General features: G+C 68.3%; 22 protein-coding genes. 17 read left to right on the top strand and 5 right to left on the bottom strand.

Going from position 1 to position 18,645, the window contains the following annotated elements; genetic code table 11:
• The first annotated feature begins 1 nt into the window (after position 1).
• Positions 2 to 421, top strand: a complete 420-nt coding sequence (locus ACPCHZ_RS13470) for a Zn-ribbon domain-containing OB-fold protein (protein ID WP_423485182.1) — start codon at positions 2 to 4, stop codon at positions 419 to 421.
• Between the two features lie 4 nt (positions 422 to 425).
• On the opposite strand, the gene ACPCHZ_RS13465 is transcribed toward ACPCHZ_RS13470, so the two are convergent.
• The gene (locus ACPCHZ_RS13465) at positions 426 to 1,046 is read right to left on the bottom strand and encodes a PadR family transcriptional regulator (RefSeq protein ID WP_423485181.1); all 621 of its coding nucleotides are present in this window, start codon (positions 1,044 to 1,046) and stop codon (positions 426 to 428) included.
• Positions 1,047 to 1,145: 99 nt separating this feature from the next.
• Here ACPCHZ_RS13465 and ACPCHZ_RS13460 point away from each other — a divergent pair, with 99 nt between their 5' ends.
• From ACPCHZ_RS13460 to fadD1, 3 genes are read left to right on the top strand one after another with little or no spacing between them, the layout of a single operon-like run.
• A complete protein-coding gene (locus ACPCHZ_RS13460; protein ID WP_423485180.1) occupies positions 1,146 to 2,093 on the top strand; it encodes an alpha/beta hydrolase in 948 nt (315 codons plus the stop codon).
• Positions 2,090 to 3,694 (top strand): flavin-containing monooxygenase, encoded by a 1,605-nt coding sequence (locus ACPCHZ_RS13455; RefSeq protein ID WP_423485179.1) that lies wholly within the window; start codon positions 2,090 to 2,092, stop codon positions 3,692 to 3,694. The genes ACPCHZ_RS13460 and ACPCHZ_RS13455 overlap by 4 nt, the downstream gene beginning before the upstream one ends.
• A 9-nt stretch (positions 3,695 to 3,703) precedes the next feature.
• The gene (gene fadD1 / locus ACPCHZ_RS13450; RefSeq protein WP_423485178.1) at positions 3,704 to 5,296 is read left to right on the top strand and encodes a fatty-acid--CoA ligase FadD1; all 1,593 of its coding nucleotides are present in this window, start codon (positions 3,704 to 3,706) and stop codon (positions 5,294 to 5,296) included.
• Here the strand turns inward: fadD1 and ACPCHZ_RS13445 are convergent.
• Positions 5,278 to 6,537: a cytochrome P450 gene (locus tag ACPCHZ_RS13445; RefSeq protein WP_423485177.1), complete on the bottom strand. Its 1,260-nt coding sequence runs from the start codon at positions 6,535 to 6,537 to the stop codon at positions 5,278 to 5,280. The two genes, fadD1 and ACPCHZ_RS13445, sit on opposite strands and share 19 nt — an antisense overlap.
• Before the next feature lie 182 nt (positions 6,538 to 6,719).
• On the opposite strand from ACPCHZ_RS13445, the gene ACPCHZ_RS13440 reads away from it, so the two are divergent.
• The 13 genes from ACPCHZ_RS13440 to ACPCHZ_RS13380 all read left to right on the top strand — a co-directional run bounded on the left by ACPCHZ_RS13440 (position 6,720) and on the right by ACPCHZ_RS13380 (position 14,707).
• Positions 6,720 to 9,071 carry an arylsulfatase gene (locus tag ACPCHZ_RS13440; RefSeq protein WP_423485176.1) on the top strand — a complete coding sequence of 784 codons (2,352 nt, stop codon included), beginning with the start codon at positions 6,720 to 6,722 and terminating at the stop codon, positions 9,069 to 9,071.
• A 2-nt stretch (positions 9,072 to 9,073) separates the two neighbouring features.
• Entirely contained in the window at positions 9,074 to 9,769 is a 696-nt protein-coding gene (locus ACPCHZ_RS13435; protein ID WP_423485175.1) for a hypothetical protein, read from the top strand.
• A 236-nt stretch (positions 9,770 to 10,005) separates the two neighbouring features.
• Positions 10,006 to 10,374: a 50S ribosomal protein L14 gene (gene rplN / locus ACPCHZ_RS13430; RefSeq protein ID WP_137148880.1), complete on the top strand. Its 369-nt coding sequence runs from the start codon at positions 10,006 to 10,008 to the stop codon at positions 10,372 to 10,374.
• On the top strand, positions 10,375 to 10,692 hold the full coding sequence (rplX, locus tag ACPCHZ_RS13425; RefSeq protein WP_269893730.1) for a 50S ribosomal protein L24: 318 nt from the start codon (positions 10,375 to 10,377) through the stop codon (positions 10,690 to 10,692). It begins immediately after the preceding gene.
• 3 nt (positions 10,693 to 10,695) lie between these two features.
• Complete coding sequence (gene rplE, locus ACPCHZ_RS13420) at positions 10,696 to 11,268, top strand: 50S ribosomal protein L5 (RefSeq protein WP_364972703.1); 573 nt, start codon at positions 10,696 to 10,698, stop codon at positions 11,266 to 11,268.
• Positions 11,269 to 11,272: 4 nt separating this feature from the next.
• On the top strand, positions 11,273 to 11,458 hold the full coding sequence (locus tag ACPCHZ_RS13415; RefSeq protein ID WP_011558444.1) for a type Z 30S ribosomal protein S14: 186 nt from the start codon (positions 11,273 to 11,275) through the stop codon (positions 11,456 to 11,458).
• Between the two features lie 98 nt (positions 11,459 to 11,556).
• Positions 11,557 to 11,955 carry a 30S ribosomal protein S8 gene (gene rpsH, locus ACPCHZ_RS13410; protein WP_264011091.1) on the top strand — a complete coding sequence of 133 codons (399 nt, stop codon included), beginning with the start codon at positions 11,557 to 11,559 and terminating at the stop codon, positions 11,953 to 11,955.
• Between the two features lie 14 nt (positions 11,956 to 11,969).
• Positions 11,970 to 12,506 carry a 50S ribosomal protein L6 gene (gene rplF / locus ACPCHZ_RS13405; protein WP_364972699.1) on the top strand — a complete coding sequence of 179 codons (537 nt, stop codon included), beginning with the start codon at positions 11,970 to 11,972 and terminating at the stop codon, positions 12,504 to 12,506.
• A gap of 2 nt (positions 12,507 to 12,508) precedes the next feature.
• Positions 12,509 to 12,916: a 50S ribosomal protein L18 gene (rplR, locus tag ACPCHZ_RS13400; RefSeq protein WP_423485174.1), complete on the top strand. Its 408-nt coding sequence runs from the start codon at positions 12,509 to 12,511 to the stop codon at positions 12,914 to 12,916.
• 28 nt (positions 12,917 to 12,944) lie between these two features.
• Positions 12,945 to 13,622: a 30S ribosomal protein S5 gene (gene rpsE, locus ACPCHZ_RS13395; protein WP_364972696.1), complete on the top strand. Its 678-nt coding sequence runs from the start codon at positions 12,945 to 12,947 to the stop codon at positions 13,620 to 13,622.
• 1 nt (position 13,623) lies between these two features.
• On the top strand, positions 13,624 to 13,803 hold the full coding sequence (rpmD, locus tag ACPCHZ_RS13390) for a 50S ribosomal protein L30 (RefSeq protein WP_364972694.1): 180 nt from the start codon (positions 13,624 to 13,626) through the stop codon (positions 13,801 to 13,803).
• A 2-nt stretch (positions 13,804 to 13,805) separates the two neighbouring features.
• Positions 13,806 to 14,249 (top strand): 50S ribosomal protein L15, encoded by a 444-nt coding sequence (gene rplO, locus ACPCHZ_RS13385; RefSeq protein ID WP_269893735.1) that lies wholly within the window; start codon positions 13,806 to 13,808, stop codon positions 14,247 to 14,249.
• 110 nt (positions 14,250 to 14,359) lie between these two features.
• Entirely contained in the window at positions 14,360 to 14,707 is a 348-nt protein-coding gene (locus ACPCHZ_RS13380; RefSeq protein ID WP_423485173.1) for a DUF732 domain-containing protein, read from the top strand.
• Here the strand turns inward: ACPCHZ_RS13380 and ACPCHZ_RS13375 are convergent.
• From ACPCHZ_RS13375 to ACPCHZ_RS13365, 3 genes are all read right to left on the bottom strand, one after another.
• On the bottom strand, positions 14,704 to 15,939 hold the full coding sequence (locus ACPCHZ_RS13375; RefSeq protein ID WP_423485172.1) for a serine hydrolase domain-containing protein: 1,236 nt from the start codon (positions 15,937 to 15,939) through the stop codon (positions 14,704 to 14,706). The two genes, ACPCHZ_RS13380 and ACPCHZ_RS13375, sit on opposite strands and share 4 nt — an antisense overlap.
• 125 nt (positions 15,940 to 16,064) lie before the next feature.
• Complete coding sequence (locus tag ACPCHZ_RS13370) at positions 16,065 to 17,612, bottom strand: DUF222 domain-containing protein (RefSeq protein WP_423485171.1); 1,548 nt, start codon at positions 17,610 to 17,612, stop codon at positions 16,065 to 16,067.
• 83 nt (positions 17,613 to 17,695) lie between these two features.
• On the bottom strand, positions 17,696 to 18,622 hold the full coding sequence (locus ACPCHZ_RS13365) for an LLM class flavin-dependent oxidoreductase (RefSeq protein WP_423485170.1): 927 nt from the start codon (positions 18,620 to 18,622) through the stop codon (positions 17,696 to 17,698).
• Between the last annotated feature and the right edge of the window lie 23 nt (positions 18,623 to 18,645).

Below are 18,645 nucleotides of genomic sequence, written 5' to 3'. Positions count from 1 at the left end.
CGTGAGCACTGAATCGCGGCCGGCTCCGCCGCTGCCCGAGCCGACGCCGGTGTCCGCACCGTACTGGCACGCGCTGACGCAGCACCGCATCGTGATCCAGTACAGCCCGTCCCTGGGACGCCACGTGTTCTATCCCCGCACCCTGGCGCCCGGGACGCTGGCCGACGACCTGGAGTGGCGCGAGATCTCCGGCGCCGGTGAGCTGTTCACCTACACCGTCGCGCAACGGCCCACGGGTCCGCCGTGGGCCGACGCGCTGCCGCAACTGCTCGCGGTCGTCCAGTGGGATGAAGGGCCGCGTGTCAGCACCGAACTGGTCGATGTCGAACCCGGGCAGATCCGGGTCGGGATGCGGGTCGCGCCGGTGTTCCACGACGTGCCGGGCACCGGCGTCACGCTGCTGCGGTACCGGCCGGCGTGAGACGTCAGGACTTGCGTCGGGCCTTGCGTCGGCGTTTGGCGGCGAGCCGGTCCAGTTCGGCGAGCAGGGTGTCTGCGCGGGCGCACTCGTCGGCGTAGTACTGGGCCGACCAGTTGAGCACCGCCACGGGGTACTCCCATTCGGGCACGGGCGCCGCACCGTCGGCGTGGTCCTGGGCGAGCACCCTCATGCGTTCGGACTGCGCACGGTGCGCCAGCACCATCTCACGCAGTGCCGCCGGATCGGCGGTGTGGCCCAACCACGCCCGCAACATGATGCCGTGTTTGAGCACGGCGGGCTCGGGCGCCGCCTCGGCCGTCCACGCGGAGACGGCTCGTTCACCCTCGGGGGTGATTCGGTACACCCGCTTCTCGCGCTCACCGCGCTTGCGCGCGACGTTCCTGTTGTCGTCCAGCCGCGATGCGACCAGGCCCAACGCCTCGAGCTTGTGCAGCTCGCCGTAGATCTGGCTGTAGGACGGCGCCCAGTAGAAGAACTTCAGGCTCCAGTCGGCCCAGCGCTTCATGTCGAAACCCGACAGTTCCTGACCGAAGGAGAGCAGGCCCAGCACCGCGTAGCTCGTCGGCCGCAGGCGCGGGCCCGGCTCCGGGTGGTCGTCGGCCATGGCGACACCCTAGATGAGGGGCAGCCCGGGGATGCCGACAATCCGGCCCGGCCACCTCTCTGTTTCTGATAGAAACAGGTCACCACCCACGAGGAGCCCATGGACGACGGTGTAGCCGCGATGCTGCGGACGCTCGACGACGACTTCCCGGCGGTCGAGCAGATGTCCGCCGAAGCGGCGCGCGCTGCCGTGGCGGCCAGGCGCCAGGCGGTGACCAACATCGACGACGCCGCCGCGCGCGACCGGGTCATCGACACGCCTGCCGGATCCCTCGGCGTTCGAGTCTACCGGCCGCATGGCCTCGGCGACCCGCGCCGCCCCGGTGTGGTGTTCTACCACGGTGGCGGATTCGTGTTGTGCGACATCGAAAGCCACGACGGGTTCTGCCGGGCGATGGCACGCCACACCGGGTCGGTGGTGGTGTCGGTCGGCTACCGGCTGGCACCCGAGCACCCGGCGCCCGCCGCCGCGGAGGACGCGTTCGCGGCGTTCGACTGGGTCACCCGCCATGCGCAGGAACTCGGCGTCGATCCCCAGCGCATCGCCGTGGCGGGGGACAGCGCCGGCGGCAACCTCGCCGCGGTCGCGTCGATCCTGTGCCGCGATCGGGGTACGGTCCCGCCGCTCGCGCAGATCCTGCTCTATCCGGTGATCGACCCGTCGTGCGACAGTGTCAGCCAGCGCCTGCGCGCCACCGGGTACTCCACCACCCGTGCTGCCCTGCAATGGTATTGGCGGCAGTACCTCGGCGGAACGGCGCTGCCCGAGCCGGCCCACCTCGTCGCGCCTGCGCGCGCGGCGTCCCTGGCAGCGCTGCCTCCGGCGATCGTGGTCACCGCCACCCTCGACCCGCTGCACAGCGAGGGCGTGGCGTACGCCCGGCGACTGCGCGACGACGGTACAGCGGTGCTGCACCGTGACTTTCGCGGCCTCTTCCACGGCTTTCTCACCATGATGGCCTTCCCGCCTGCGGTCGCCGCCCGTGAGCTGCTGTGGTCGGACATGTGTGCGCTGCTGGCCGCCCGCGTCGCGGAGGAGGTGTCGTGACCGGCGAGCGGCTCGACGTGATCGTGATCGGGGCGGGCTTCGCCGGGCTGTACGCGGTGCACCGCGCTGCCCTCGCCGGTCTGAGCGTCATGGGTATCGACGCCGCGGACGGTGTGGGCGGAACCTGGTACTGGAACCGCTACCCGGGCGCGCGCTGCGACGTGGAGAGCGTCGACTACTCGTACTCGTTCGACGACGACCTGCAGCAGTCGTGGACCTGGACCGAGCGGTTCGCCGCCCAGCCCGAGATCCTGGCCTACCTCGAGCACGTCGCCGACCGGTTCGATCTGACCCGCCACTATGTGTTCGGCGCCGCCGTGACGGGCGCCGCCTTCGACGAACGCACCGCAACGTGGGAGGTGCGTACGTCGACCGGCGCGCACCACCGTGCCGCATTCCTGCTGTGCGCCACCGGCTGTCTGTCCGCGGTGAACAGGCCGGACCTGCCGGGCGTCGGGGACTTCGCCGGCGAGGTCTACCACACCGCGGACTGGCCCCGGCGCGATCCGGACTTCACCGGCAAGCACGTCGGGCTCGTCGGCACCGGCTCATCGGGCATCCAGGTCGCACCCGTCATCGCGGCGTCGGCCGCGTCACTGACCGTCTTCCAGCGGTCGCCGAACTACAGCGTGCCGATGCCCAACCACCCCTGGACCGAGGACGACGTGCACACCATCCGGGCGGAGTACGCCGAGCGGCGCCGCCGGTCGGCGTACGCCCCCTCGGGGACGCCGCACACCAGCCCGGCCGGACCCGCCGCCGCTACCAGCCCCGAGGAGCGTGAGGAGGCGCTGCGGCAGCGGTGGACCCAGGGCGGCGTGCTGTTCAGCAAGACCTTCGCCGACCAGTTGACCGACCTGGCCGCGAACGACATCGCCAGGGAGTTCGCCGAAGCACGCATCAGGGAGCTCGTCGCCGATCCGGCGGTCGCCGACGACCTCATCCCGGTCGACCATCCGATCGGCACCAAGCGCATCTGCACCGACACGGGGTACTACGAGACGTTCAATCACGCGCACGTCAGCCTGGTCAACCTGCGTCGCGAGCCGATCACCGCCGTCACAGCCGACGCCGTGCGGACGATCGACTCCGAATACCGTTGTGACGTCCTGGTGTTCGCCACCGGGTTCGACGCGATGACCGGCGCACTGAGCCGCATCGACCCGGTCGGCGCGGGTGGCGCCAGGCTGGGTGACCTGTGGGCCGACGGACCGGTCACGTTCCTCGGGATGATGGTCCCGAAGCTGCCGAACCTGTTCAGCTTCAGCGGACCGGGCAGCCCGTCGGTGCTGGCCAACATGGTCCTGCACGCCGAGGTCCAGGTCGACTGGGCGATCGCCTTGATCACCGAGGCCCGCGCGCTGGGCGTCACCCAGGTGGAACCGCGTGCCGATGCCGCCGACGCCTGGACCCGGCACGTCACCGAGGTGGCCGAGGGCACGCTGTTCGTCCACGCCGCCTCGTCGTGGTACCTCGGCGCGAACATCGAGGGCAAGAAGCGGGTGTTCATGCCGTACGTCGGGGGATTCGGCAACTATCGGAGGCAGTGCGACGACGTCGCCGAGAACGACTACGCCGGACTGATTTTCACGTCGCGATGAGGACGCCCCATGCATGAGACCATCCAGCAGGTTCTTCGCGACCGCATGGACGACGACCGCATCGCCGTCATGCACGGTGACCGGACGTGGTCCTGGCGCGAGCATCTCGCGGAGGCCGCCGCCGAGGCGTCGGCGATGATCGGGGCGGCTGATCCGGCCCGGCCGCTGCATGTCGGCGTGCTGCTCGGCAACACCCCGGCGATGTTGCGGTCCATGGCTGCCGCCGCACTGGGTGGCTACGTTCTGTGCGGCATCAACACCACCCGCCGCGGCGCGGGCCTGCTCGACGACATCCGCCGATCGGATTGTCAGCTGCTGCTCATCGATCCCGACCACCGGCCGCTGCTGGACGGGCTGGACCTGACCGGCGTCACTGTCATCGACGTGACGTCAGCGGCCTACCTCGAGGCGGTCGGCGCCGCGGGTCCCCTGGTGCCGCACCGCGAGGTCGCGGCCACCGACCCGATGATGCTGATCTTCACCTCGGGTACCAGCGGCAACCCCAAGGCGGTCCCCTTCGCCCACGTGATGGCGGTGCTCAGCGGCAGCAGCCTGGTGCTGCAACACGACATCACCCCCGACGACGTCTGCTATCTGTCGATGCCGCTGTTCCATTCGAACGGCGTGGCGGGCGGTTGGTCGGTGGCCGTCTGCAGCGGCGCGGCGATGGTGCCCGCCAAGTTCTCGGCCTCACGCTTCCTCGACGACATCCGGCGGTACGGCGCCACGTACATGAACTACGTCGGCAAGCCGCTCGCGCTGGTGCTCGGCACCCCGGAGCAACCGGACGACGCCGACAACCCGCTGCGCGTCGCGTTCGGCAACGAGGCCGCCGACCGCGACATCGAGGGATTCGCACGGCGGTTCGGGTGCCGGGTGATGGACGGGTTCGGCTCCAGCGAGTTCGCCGTGATCGTGGTCCGCGAGGACGGAACCCCGCCCGGGTCCATCGGCAGGGGCTGGGAAGGCGTCGCCGTCTACCACCCCGACACCGTGACCGAATGCGCGACAGCGATATTCGACCAGACCGGTGCGCTGGTCAACTTCGACGACGCGGTGGGCGAACTGGTCAACACCACCGGCGGCGGCGCGTTCGGCGGGTACTACAACGACCCCGACGCCACCGACGAACGCATGCGCCACGGGATGTACTGGTCCGGAGACCTCGCCTACCGTGACGCCGAAGGGTGGATCTACCTGGCGGGCCGCACCGCCGACTGGATGCGCGTGGACGGCGAGAACCTCGCGGCCGCACCGATCGAACGGATCCTGCTGAGGCTGCCCGCACTCAACCAGGTCGCGGTCTACGCGGTGCCGGACCCGCAGGTCGGCGACCAGGTGATGGCCGCGGTCGTCCTGAACGACGGTGCCGAACTCTCCCCGGCCGGGCTCGAGACCTTTCTCGGGGGTCAACAGGATCTGTCACCCAAGGCGTGGCCCCGCTTCGTCCGCATCAACGACGCGCTGCCGCAGACGGCCACCAACAAGATCCTCAAACGCGAACTGATCAAGGCCGGCGTCACCGCCGACGGGGGAGCGCTGTGGGAGCGGCCGGTCCGGTCCCGAACGTATCGGCCCGTCCGTCACGCCGGCGCGGACTGATCCGTCCGTCGGCCGCCGGTGTAGTCGACCTCCCAGTGCTTGATGCCGTTGATCATGCTGGACCGCAGGCGCTCGGGATCTCCGAGCGGCTTGAGGTCGGGAAGGTGATCGGCGATCGCATTGAACATCAGGTCGATCGTCATCCTCGCGAGGTTGGCGCCGACACAGTAGTGAGCCCCGGTGCCTCCGAATCCGAGATGGGGGTTGGGGTGTCGCAGGATGTCGAATCGGGACGGCTCGTCGAAGACCTCTTCGTCGAAGTTCGCGGATCGGTAGAACAGCACCAGCCGCTGCCCCTTCTCGATGCGGACGCCGCCGAGTTCGGTGTCCCGCAGCGCGGTGCGCTGGAACGCGTTGATCGGGGAGGCCCAGCGGATGATCTCGTCCGCTGCGGTCTTCGGGCGGCGGGCCTTGAACAGCTCCCACTGCTCGGGGTGCTCGGTGAAGGCCATCATCCCCTGCGTGATGGATTGGCGCGTCGTCTCGTTGCCGGCGATGGTCAAGGTGACGACGAACATCCCGAACTCGGCGTCGGTCAGCTGGCCGTCGTCGTCGGCGTCCATCAACGCGCTGACGATGTCCTCGCTTCGCTGCCCGGCCTTGCGCTGCGCCAATTGCATGGCGTACCACATCAACTCGGCCGCCGAGCCGAGCGAGTCGTATTCGGCGAACTCGGGGTCCTCGTCACCGATCATCTGATTGCTCCAGTCGAACAGCTTCTCGCGGTCCTCCTGCGGTACGCCGAGCAGGCCGGCGATGGCCTGCAGCGGTAGTTCACGGGCGACGTCGAGGACGAAGTCGCCGGTGGACAGTCCGGCCGCCGCGGCCGCGATGCGCTGGGCACGCTGATCGAGTTCGGCGCGTAGCCGCTCGACGGCCCTTGGGGTGAAGCCGCGGGAGATGATCTTGCGCAGTCGCGTGTGCTCGGGATCGTCCATCATGATCATCGACGCCCGGCCGGCTTCGATCTGGCCGCCACCGCCGGTGACCTTGTAGCGGGGCACCACCGACTTCTCCGCCGAGGAGAACACGTCGCTGCGCACCGAGACCTCACGCACGTCGCGGTGCTTGGTCACCACCCAGAACCCGCCGTCACCGAAGCCGCCGACGTCGGGCGGCTGGGCATTCCACCAGAGTGGCGCCGAGCGTCGCAGCTCGGCCAGTTCCTCCACGGGCAACCGGTGGACGTAGATGTCGGGGTCGGTGAAGTCGAAGCCGGGTGGCAGCAGCGGAGCGGGCATGTCGGCACCTCTCTAACTCTTCCGCTTAGGAATACCTCAGAGTGGTGCCCGGGGTGATCGATATGGCCGGAATGGGCGACATCACCGACGTGCCGATCTGCTGCGACGCGTTGCTGTGAGGCCGATGTCGCCGTCGTCAATTCCGCCGTCCCTGGCCGTACCGCCGGTGTAGCGTCCCGGCCATGGCGCCGGAATTCGCGGGCAGGATCGACCTCGACATCCGGGATTCGGAGCCGGACTGGGGGCCCTACGCCGCGCCGACCGCGCCCGAGGGTGCACCCAACGTGCTGTACCTGGTGTGGGACGACACCGGCATCGCGACGTGGGACTGCTTCGGCGGCCTGGTCGACATGCCCGCTATGAGCCGGATCGCCGAACGCGGCGTGCGGATGAGCCAATTCCACACCACCGCACTGTGTTCGCCCACCCGGGCATCGATGCTCACCGGCCGCAACGCCACCACGGTCGGCATGGCCACGATCGAGGAGTTCACCGACGGATTCCCGAACTGCAACGGCCGCATCCCCTTCGACACCACGCTGCTGTCCGAGGTGCTTGCCGAGCGGGGGTACAACACCTACTGCATCGGCAAGTGGCACCTCACGCCGCTCGAGGAGTCCAACGTGGCGGCCACCCGCAGGCACTGGCCGCTGTCACGCGGGTTCGAGCGTTTCTACGGCTTCATGGGCGGGGAGACCGACCAGTGGTATCCCGAACTCGTCTACGACAACCACCCCGTCGCGCCGCCCGCCACCCCCGAGGACGGCTACCACCTGTCGAAAGATCTGGCGGACAAGACGATCGAGTTCATCCGCGACGCCAAGGTGATCGCCCCGGACAAGCCGTGGTTCACCTACCTGTGCCCCGGCGCCGGCCACGCGCCGCACCACGTCGCCCCGGAGTGGGCGGACCGCTACGCCGGACGCTTCGACATGGGCTACGAGCGCTATCGCGAGATCGTGCTGGAGAACCAGAAGGAGCTGGGCATCGTCCCGCCCGACACCGAGCTGTCACCGATGAACCCGTACCGCGGCGTGACCGGTCCGGACGGGCAGCCATGGCCCGAGCAGGACACCGTGCGGCCCTGGGATTCGCTGAGCGCGGACGAGCAGCGGCTGTTCAGCCGGATGGCCGAGGTGTTCGCCGGGTTCCTCAGCTACACCGACGCCCAGATCGGCCGGGTGCTGGACTATCTCGAGGAGTCCGGCCAGCTCGACAACACGATCGTCGTCGTCATCTCCGACAACGGGGCCAGCGGTGAAGGCGGACCGAACGGTTCGGTCAACGAGGTCAAGTTCTTCAACGGCTACATCGACACCACCGAGGAGGGCATGCGGTTCCTCGACCGGCTGGGCGGCCCGCAGACCTACAACCACTACCCGATCGGCTGGGCGATGGCGTTCAACACGCCCTACAAGCTGTTCAAGCGCTACGCCTCACACGAGGGCGGCATCGCCGACACCGCCATCGTCTCGTGGCCCGCGGGCATCGCCGCGCACGGCGAGGTGCGCGACCACTACGCCAACGTCTGCGACGTCACCCCGACGGTGTACGACCTGCTCGGCATCACGCCACCGGACACGGTGAAGGGCGTGACGCAGATACCTTTGGACGGCATCAGTTTCCGCGCCGCGCTGGACGACCCGGCCGCCGAAACCGGCAAGGACACCCAGTTCTACGCGATGCTCGGCACCCGCGGCATCTGGCACCGGGGGTGGTTCGCCAACACCGTGCACGCCGCGTCGCCTGCCGGCTGGTCGCACTTCGACCGCGATCGCTGGGAGCTGTTCCACATCGCCGAAGACCGCAGCCAGTGCCGGGATCTCGCCGCCGAACACCCCGACAGGCTCGAGGAGTTGCAGGCGCTGTGGTTCAGCGAGGCCGACAAGTACAACGGCCTCCCGCTGGCGGACCTCGACATCCTGGAGACACTGTCGCGGCACCGGCCGTATCTGGCCGCGGCACGCGACTCCTACAGCTACTACCCGGGCACCGCCGACGTCGGCGTCGGCGCCGCCGTCGAGATCCAGGGCCGGTCGTTCGCGGTACGCGCCGACGTGCTTCTCGACGACGCGGACGCGGCGGGTGTGGTGTTCAAACACGGTGGCGCACACGGCGGCCACGTGCTGTTCTTCGCCGACGGCCGGCTGCACTACGTGTACAACTTCCTCGGCGAGAAGGAGCAGACGATGTCCTCGCCTGCGGTCGTCGCGCCCGGGCGGCACACGCTGGGCGTCGGTTTCGTCCGCACCGGCACGGTCGAGGGCAGCCACACCCCACTCGGCGAGGCGACGCTCTACCTGGACGACGAACTGGTCGCCCAGCTGGCCGGCATGGAGGTGCACCCCGGCACATTCGGCCTGGCGGGTGCGAGCCTGTCGGTCGGACGCAACACCGGCTCACCGGTGTCGCGCAGTTACACCGCGCCGTTCCCGTTCACCGGTGGCACCATCACGCTGGTGAACGTCGACGTCTCGGGCACACCGTATGCCGACCTGGACCGCGACTTCGCGCGGGCTTTCGCGAGGGACTGATGATGAAGAGAACTCTCGCGCCTGCGCTGGCCGTGGTGTGCCTGGCGACGGCATGCTCGCGAACCGACGACGGCACGGCAGTGGCGGCGTCGCAGCCGCCGGATGCATCGGAGTCGTCGCAGCCCTCGTCGTCGAGCATTCCGACGTTCACGCCGCCGTCCGGGCCGATCGACTTCGGCGTCGTCCCGACCGATCGGGTGCCGGTGCCGCCGGGAACGGTGACCTGTGCGCCGGAGGCGCGGCCTGCCGCCGAGGCGAGGGTGCCCGGACCGGGCCCCGCCGCGCCGATCATCACCGTGGCGGTCCCGGACGGCTTCGGGCCGCCGCAGCCCAGCGCAGACGGGGTGCTGATCGCGGGTCCCGAGGACATCAAGGCCCTGGTGACCGTGACGGCGACCGACGAGGAGCCGGCCTACGCGTTCGAGACCTACTCGGACCGGCTGGTGGCCGACTCGTCGATCAGCGCGGTCAGCGTGCTGCCCGGCGAGCTCTGCGACTACAGCGGCCAGGAACTGATGGGCACGCTGTCCGACACCGAGCAGGACGCCATCGAATACCGGGACCGCATCGTGCACATCTGGACCCCCGACGGCGGCATGTACCTGGCTGCCGTGCACGTCACGGCACCGATGGGGGCCGACGGTTTCGAAGCCGCGGCCGAGGTGTTCACCGGGGACTTCGGCGTCGCACTACCCTGAACCACGACTATGCGGGCGCTGCGCCGCCGCCCACGGCGGGCTCCGCAGCCGCGGCCGTGATCGCTGACCAGCGACGATTTGGTTCTCCGCAGGTCCTCACCTAGAATCAACGGGTTGCCTTGGGCAGACCTCGGCCGATCCATTCGGATGGGCCCTGCGTGCTCTTCGGTGACGCAAGACCGCGTACGACCAGGTCGGTATCTGGCGTGCAGACATAACCCAGGTCAGGAGATCGAGTGATTCAGCAGGAATCGCGGCTGAAGGTCGCCGACAACACGGGTGCCAAGGAGATCTTGTGCATCCGTGTGCTCGGTGGCTCGGGTCGGCGATACGCCGGCATCGGCGATGTGATCGTGGCGACCGTCAAGGACGCCATCCCCGGCGGCAACGTCAAGCGCGGCGACGTCGTCAAGGCCGTCATCGTCCGCACCGTCAAGGAGCGCAGGCGCGCCGACGGCAGCTACATCAAGTTCGACGAGAACGCCGCCGTCATCATCAAGCCCGACAACGACCCGCGCGGCACCCGCATCTTCGGCCCGGTCGGCCGCGAGTTGCGTGAGAAGCGCTTCATGAAGATCGTCTCGCTTGCCCCGGAGGTGTTGTAGATGAAGGTCCACAAGGGCGACACGGTGCTGGTCATCTCCGGCAAGGACAAGGGCGCCAAGGGCAAGGTCATCGAGGCCTACCCGACCCGCGAGAAGGTCCTCGTCGAGGGCGTCAACCGGATCAAGAAGCACACCGCGCAGTCGGCGAACGAGCGGGGCGCGTCCTCGGGCGGCATCGTCACGCAGGAGGCGGCGATCCACGTGAGCAACGTGATGGTGATCGACTCCGACGGCAACCCGACCCGCATCGGCTACCGCTTCGACGACGAGACCGGCAAGAAGGTCCGCGTCTCGAAGCGCAACGGCAAGGACATCTAGTAAATGACCACTGTTGAGAACTCAGAGAAGACCATCCCCCGCCTGAAGCAGCGCTACCGCGAAGAGATCAAGGACGCGCTGAACAAGGAGTTCGGCTACGCCAACGTCATGCAGATCCCCGGCGTGGTGAAGGTCGTCGTCAACATGGGTGTCGGCGACGCCGCCCGCGACGCCAAGCTGATCAACGGCGCGGTCAACGACCTGGCGCTGATCACCGGCCAGAAGCCGGAGATCCGCCGGGCCCGTAAGTCCATCGCGCAGTTCAAGCTCCGCGAGGGCATGCCGATCGGTGCGCGTGTGACGCTGCGCGGCGACCGGATGTGGGAGTTCCTCGACCGGCTGACCTCGATCGCGCTGCCGCGTATCCGTGACTTCCGCGGCCTGAGCCCCAAGCAGTTCGACGGCACCGGCAACTACACCTTCGGTCTGAACGAGCAGTCGATGTTCCACGAGATCAACATCGACGACATCGACCGTCCCCGCGGCATGGACATCACCGTCGTCACCACGGCGACCACCGACGACGAAGGACGAGCGCTGCTGCGGGCGCTGGGCTTTCCGTTCAAGGAGAACTGAGCAGATGGCAAAGAAGGCGCTGGTCAACAAGGCCAACAAGAAGCCGAAGTTCAAGGTGCGGGGTTACACCCGCTGCCAGCGGTGCGGCCGTCCCCACGCGGTGTTCCGCAAGTTCGGGCTGTGCCGCATCTGCCTGCGCGAAATGGCGCACGCGGGTGAACTGCCCGGTGTGCAGAAGTCCAGCTGGTAAGCCGGCTTTCAAATCAGACCAATCCAAACAGGTTGCGGTAGGCCCCCGATGGAACTGACCACAGTGGGAACCGCCGCGAGGAAGGTGAACCGGCTGTCATGACAATGACGGACCCGATCGCAGACTTCTTGACACGTCTGCGCAACGCCAATTCGGCGTACCACGACGAGGTGACACTGCCCCACTCGAAGATCAAAGCGAACATCGCCGAGATCCTCAAGGAGCAGGGTTACATCTCCGATTTCCGCACCGAGGATGCCCGCGTCGGCAAATCCCTTGTGGTGCAGCTGAAGTACGGCCCCAGCCGCGAGCGAAGCATCGCGGGTCTGCGCCGGGTGTCCAAGCCCGGCCTGCGGGTCTACGCAAAGTCAACCAACCTGCCCCGGGTGCTCGGCGGCCTGGGCGTGGCGATCATCTCCACGTCGTCGGGCCTGCTCACCGACCGCCAGGCAGCGCGAAGCGGCGTGGGCGGCGAAGTCCTCGCCTACGTGTGGTGAGGGGGAACTGAATCATGTCGCGCATTGGTAAGCAGCCGGTCACCATCCCCAGCGGGGTCGACGTGACCATCGACGGTCAGAACGTCTCGGTGAAGGGCCCCAAGGGCACCTTGGCCGTGGCCCTGGCCGAGCCGATCAAGGTTTCACAGGACGACGGCGCCATCGTGGTGACCCGGCCCAACGACGAGCGGCGTAACCGCTCGCTGCACGGGCTGTCGCGGACGTTGGTGGCCAACCTGGTCACCGGTGTCACCGAGGGTTACACCACCAAGATGGAGATCTTCGGCGTCGGCTACCGCGTGGTGCTCAAGGGCAACACGCTGGAGTTCGCGCTGGGATACAGCCACCCCGTCGTCATCAACGCGCCCGAGGGTGTGACCTTCGCGGTGGAGACGCCGACGAAGTTCTCGATCACGGGCATCGACAAGCAGAAGGTCGGCCAGATCGCGGCCAACATCCGCCGCCTGCGCAAGAGCGACCCCTATAAGGGCAAGGGGATCCGCTACGAAGGTGAGCAGATCCGCCGCAAGGTCGGAAAGACAGGTAAGTAGAGATGGCTGCGAAGACAGAAGCCCCCACCACGCGCAAGCCCGTGGGGCAGAACATCTCCCAGACGCGCCGGACGTCGCGACTGCGTCGCCACGCGCGGCTGCGGAAGAAGGTCGCCGGTACCGCCGACGTGCCGCGCCTGGTGGTGCACCGTTCGTCACGGCACATCCACGTGCAGCTGGTGGACGACCTCACCGGCACCACCCTGGCGGCGGCCTCGTCGATCGAGGCCGACGTGCGGGCGGTGGACGGCGACAAGAAGGCCCACAGCGTTCGCGTCGGTCAGCTGATCGCGGAGCGCGCCAAGGCCGCGGGTATCGACAAGGTCGTGTTCGACCGCGGCGGATACACCTACGGCGGACGGATCGCATCGCTCGCCGATGCGGCTCGCGAAGGCGGGCTCACGTTCTGATGATTGACAGCAACGGAAGGACTGCATGATGGCCGAGCAGGCAGCAGGAGCGGCCGGGCCGGCGACGTCCGACCAGCGAGGCTCCCGCGACAATCGCGGCGACAACCGGGGTCGTCGTGACGACCGCGGTGGACGCGGCGGCCGCGACGGCGGCGACAAGAGCAACTACCTGGAGCGCGTCGTCGCGATCAACCGGGTGTCCAAGGTGGTCAAGGGTGGTCGGCGATTCAGCTTCACCGCCCTGGTCATCGTCGGTGACGGCAAGGGCATGGTCGGCGTCGGTTACGGCAAGGCCAAAGAGGTTCCCGCCGCGATCGCCAAGGGTGTCGAGGAGGCTCGCAAGGGCTTCTTCCGCGTCCCGCTGATCGGTGGCACCGTCACGCATCCGGTGCAGGGTGAGGCGGCCGCAGGCGTGGTGATGCTGCGTCCGGCCAGCCCCGGTACCGGTGTGATCGCCGGTGGTGCGTGCCGTGCGGTGCTCGAATGCGCCGGCGTGCACGACATCCTGGCGAAGTCGCTGGGCAGCGACAACGCGATCAACGTGGTGCACGCCACCGTGGCCGCGCTGAAGATGCTCCAGCGTCCGGAAGAGGTGGCTGCCCGGCGTGGGCTGTCCATCGAGGATGTCGCCCCGGCCAGCATGTTGCGGCACCGTCGTGAGGCTGACGCGCTGGCCGCGTCTGCTGCACGTGAAGGGTCGTCATGACATGGCTGAACTGAAGATCACCCAGGTGCGCGGCACCATCGGTGCGCGCTGGAACCAGCGGGAGAGTCTGCGCACGCTCGGCTTGCGGAAGATCCGCCAGACGGTGGTCCGTGAGGACAACGAGCAGACCCGCGGACTCATCAAGACCGTGCACCACCTCGTTGACGTAGAGGAGGTCTGAGAATGACACCGATCAAGCTCCATGACCTGAGGCCCGCGCCCGGCGAGAAGAAGGCCAAGCAGCGCGTCGGTCGCGGCGAGGGCTCCAAGGGCAAGACCGCAGGCCGTGGCACCAAGGGCACCAAGGCCCGCAAGAACGTCCCGGCGACGTTCGAGGGCGGCCAGATGCCGATCCACATGCGGCTGCCGAAGCTCAAGGGCTTCAAGAACCGCTTCCGCACCTCGTATGAGGTGGTGAACGTCGGCGATCTGGACCGGCTGTTCCCCAAGGGCGGCGACATCGGCCTCGATGAACTCGTGGCGGCCGGTGCGGTGCGCAAGAACACGCTGGTGAAGGTGCTGGGCGACGGCAAGGTGTCGGTCAGCGTCAATATCAGCGCCCACAAGTTCAGCGGCAGTGCTCGCGAGAAGATCACCGCCGCAGGCGGATCGGCCACCGAGCTCTGACATTCGATCAGAGGCCCCGCACGCTTCCCGCGTGCGGGGCCTTTGTCGTTGACGTAACGTTGCACGGCGCGGGCGCGATCACACAGCGACTGCCAATCGAGGAGCAGACCATGAACCGGTACTTCCGTTCGGCCGCCGCCGCGCTTGCCGTCGCCGGCTTCGCGGTCTGCGGTGGCACGGCAATCGCCCACGCCGACAGCAACGACGATCGGTTTCAGAAAGTGATCACCGAGATGGGCCTGAAGGGCGCACCTGGAACCGACCTCCCGGCGATGGGGCGCGCGGTCTGCGAGGCGATCACCCAGCAGCTGGCCGCCAATCCGAACCCGGCGCCGGTGGTGCGTGGCGTGGTGTCCACGCTGGAGGACAGCAACATGACCCGTGAGGAGGCCGTCGGCTTCATGCGGGCGTCGGTGGCCGTTTACTGCCCGCAGCACCGCCGCCTCACCGGCCGCTAGTTCTGCGGACGCGTCTGCAGCACGTCGCGGAACAGTGCTTGACGGATCGCGAGTTCCCGCGGGTCGCTGTACAGATGGAATCCCTGCCGGTTCATCACGTACGCGAAACCGGTAGCGGTGTCGGGATCGGCGAAGCCGAAGGAGCCGCCGAATCCTGGTGTGCCGAAAGCTTTCTCCGATGAGCCGAACGAAAAGTGCGGTGAGATCGGCTTGCAGAACCCGAGTGAGTATGCGACGTCGACATGCATGACCCTGTCGCTCGAGCCCTTGCTGGGTGGTACGGCGTGCGCCGTGAGTGCTTCGAACGTGCCGGTGTCGAAGCCGATCTCGGCGCCGCCGGTGGCGGCGTCACCGTAGAGCCGGGCGACGGAATCGGCGGTGCCGTGGCCGTTGACGGACGGGATCTCGACGGCCCGCACGTCCGGTCGGTTGTACGCGCCGTCGAAAGCGTTGATGTCTCTGGGCACACCGACCGTTCGCGCCGTGAGGCCGACGGGGTTGAGAGACGTCGCGAGGAAGCCCGGCGGCATCACGTTCATGTGTAGCAGCGTCTCCCAGCGTTTCCAGTAGTGGACGAGGGCGATGCGGTCGGTGCTGACGGTGTCGGGCAGTCCGATGTGCAGGTCGAGACCCAGCGGTGTGACGATCTCGTCGGCGAGGAACCGACCGAGCGTCCGGCCCGCGGGGTCGGTGCGGCGGATCAATTCGGATTGGTACCAGCCCAGGGTGATGGCGTGATAGCCGTGTCGGGTGCCGGGCACCCAGGCGGGTTTCTGGGCGGCGAGCATCGCCGAGAGACGCTGGGTGTCCGCGACGTCGGCAAGTGTGGGTGCCGGAGTCAGGGCACAGAGACCGGCCTGATGGGCGAGCAGCTGGCGCACCGTGACGTCGGCTTTTCCGGCCTGAGCGAATTCGGGCCAGAGGTCGGCGACCCGGTCGTCGTAGGAGAAGAGGCCTTTCGACACCGCGGCCGCAGTCGTCAGCGCCGCAATGCCTTTGGTGGTCGAGAACATGTTGACGATGGTGTCGCGCTGCCACGGCTGCTTCGTGAAGCCGTTGCGGTAGCCGCCCCACATGTCGACCACCTTGACGCCGTCGCGGTAGACCGCGACGGCGGCGCCCACCTCCTGCCGGGCGGCGAAGTTCGCGCGGAACGCGTCGGCGACCTTGCCGTAGCCCTCGTCGGCGTCGCCGTGAATGTCGTCCGGTGATACCGCGACCTTGAGCACCATGTTGACCTCCCGCCTTGACGGCAGAGTAGGGCACCGCGTGCTGCGGGGGAGAGGGATTCGAGTGCTCCGCGCAGGCGGTTACCGCCGACGTGTGGTGGTGTCGGCGGTGTTGGGCCGTGGTGTGGCTAGAAGGGTGGGGGTTCGTCGCCGGGTTGGGGTGGTGGCTGGAGGGCGAAGAGTTTGTCGAGTGCGTGTCGGCGGGCTTGGCGGCGGGCTTCGCGGTGTTCGCGATTGGCTTGGCGTTCGGCGGCGATGCGGGCGGCTTTGTTCTGGGCTCGGGTGCGTTGGCGTTTGGGCATCATCGCGGTGCGTTCACCGCACGGGTCCCCTGTCCGCGGTGTGATGATGGCTGCGGCGGTGGGGGTGCACAGGTGCGGGAAGAGCAGCGCCGCTCCGGGTGTGGTGGTGTAGGTCTGCCCGGCGGGGCTGGTCCAGATGACGGTGCCGTCCCTTAGTTGTTGGTCGTGCCAGCCCCAGAACGTTTTGATCAGGTGGTGTAGGCGGCACAGGCATTTGAGGTTTGATGCCTGGGTCGGTCCGCCTTGGCTGTAGGGGATGGTGTGGTCGATGTCGGTGCTGAAGGCCGGCACGTCGCAGCCGGGGAATCGGCAGCCCATGTCGCGGCACCGCACGAACTCCGCCAGATTGCGTGACGGGGTGTAGCGGGGTTCGGGGGCGGCGTCGCCGGGGTGGATGAGTGGCCGGATGGTGGCGTGCTCGGCGAGGCCGGTGAGCTGTTCGGGCGGCAGGAGGCCGTCGTGGTGAACCAGGCTCGCCACCGAGTCAGCGGTACCCGAATGGGCAGTGGCGTCGGTGTCGGCGGCCGCGGCGGCGGGCTGGGCTTCGGTGGCGGCGTGCTCGTCGGGTCCCTCAACGACATGGATGACGAACGGGGCGGCGATCGCGTTCCTGTTCGGGCAGTCGGGGTTGCCGCATCGGCAGCCCAGGTGTTCGGCGCCGGTGGCGATGGCTTCGATGGCGTCGACGCGGCGCTGCTTCTTGGTGCGGGGATCATCGGGGCAGACGGTGTCGGCGAGCGCGTCGAGGCGGTTGTCGAACACCCGGGCCCCGGCGGTGGGCATGGTGCCGCCGAAACTGCTCATCCCGTCGAGGCCGTCGACGACCCACACCTCACGTTCGTCGGCGGCTTTCTGGCGGCGCCGCACCGCATCGCGATCGTGGGTGGCGATGATCCGGTCGATGTACCCGCAGACCTGGCCGTAGCTCAGCCTCATCAACCGGGCCGCCGCACCGGCCAGGGTGGCGTCGACGTGGGTCAACACAGCGGGGTCGGTGATCAGGGTGGTGCGGTGCAGCAGGGTGTCGACGATGTCGAGGGTCAGCGCACCGGCGCGGAACATCGCCGCGACCAACGGTAGGCGTTCACGCAGGCCGCGGGCGAGGCTGACCTGGTCCTTGGCCCGCTCGTAGGCGATGTTCAGTGCCGCGCCGATCTCGACGGCCACCTCGGATTCGGTGTCCACGGCCCACTGGTCGCTGAGCTCATCGCGCTCGGCGAACCGCACCGCATACAACTCGCCGATCGCGGTCAACCGGGCCGCGGCCTGCTGGTTCTCCCGGCGCGCCGCCGCCACCACGGCGGAGAGCAGTTCGCGCGCTTCGACCGACTCCGGGCGCGTGACGGCCAGCACCTGGTCGAAACTTGCCTGCATCGGATCGAACATACATTCGATTATTGCAGAGGGGTCTGACACGGGGAAGTGCGAGACCGAAGCTGTGGACAACCGCGCCAAACTCAGCGCAACTGTGGAAGAACCTCTGCGGCAAGCCGTTCCATCTGCTCGCGGTCCTCGGCGACGTCGGCACCCAATGGGTTGAGCAGAACCATCTGCGCCCCCGCGTCGATCACCTCACGCAGCCCGCGCGCCACGTCGTCGGGCGTGCCCGCGACCGGGACATCCTCGATTCCCGCCATGCCGCCGTAGATCCGGCGCAGGCCGGTCTGCACACGCTCCCGTGCCCGATCCGCGTCGTCGTCGACCGCCAGGTACACCCGCTTGCCGATCGTGAACTGTTCGGCGTCCCTGCGTTGTTCGTCGAGTTCGCGGCGCACCACCAGGACCGCGTCGGCGAATGCCGCGGTGGTCGACGAGCCGGCACCCAGGAACGCGTCGCCCAGCCGCACAGCCCGGGCGAGCGCCTTCGGGGCGTTGGCGCCGAACCAGATCGGCGGATGCGGACGCTGCACCGGCTTGGGCTGGATCGGTAGATCGTCGACGTCCCGGAAGCGGCCGTGGAACGTCACCCGCGGCTCGTCGGACCACGCCGCCTTCATGAGTTCGAGGCCCTCGGTGAAGCTGCTGACGAACGTGGCGCGCTCGACGCCGAACGCCTCGAACTTGCGCCGCTTGCCGCCTGCCGCGACACCGAGATCCAGCCGGCCGTGGCTGAGCCGGTCGACCGTCGTCACCGCCGCCGCCAACTGCAGCGGATCGTGCAGCGCCGTCAGCATCACCCCGACTCCGAGCCGCAGTCGGCTGGTGCAGGCGGCGGCGTACGCGAGCAGCTCGAGCGGCGCCAGCGCCGGTGTCGGCCCGATCGCCTGCTCCAGCACCCACCCGCCCTCGAACCCCAGGTCTTCGGCACGTTTCAGGAAATCCTTCACCCCGTCCGCGTCGAAGCCGTCGGGGTCCAACTGGGGTATCGCGATGGAGAACCGCACCCGACCACCGTACGAGGCCGGAC

The organism is Mycobacterium sp. NPDC050041, from assembly GCF_049541695.1.
GTDB lineage: Bacteria > Actinomycetota > Actinomycetes > Mycobacteriales > Mycobacteriaceae > Mycobacterium.
Note: the sequence above shows the minus strand (reverse complement) of the source record. Positions and strands in the feature narration are given on the sequence as shown.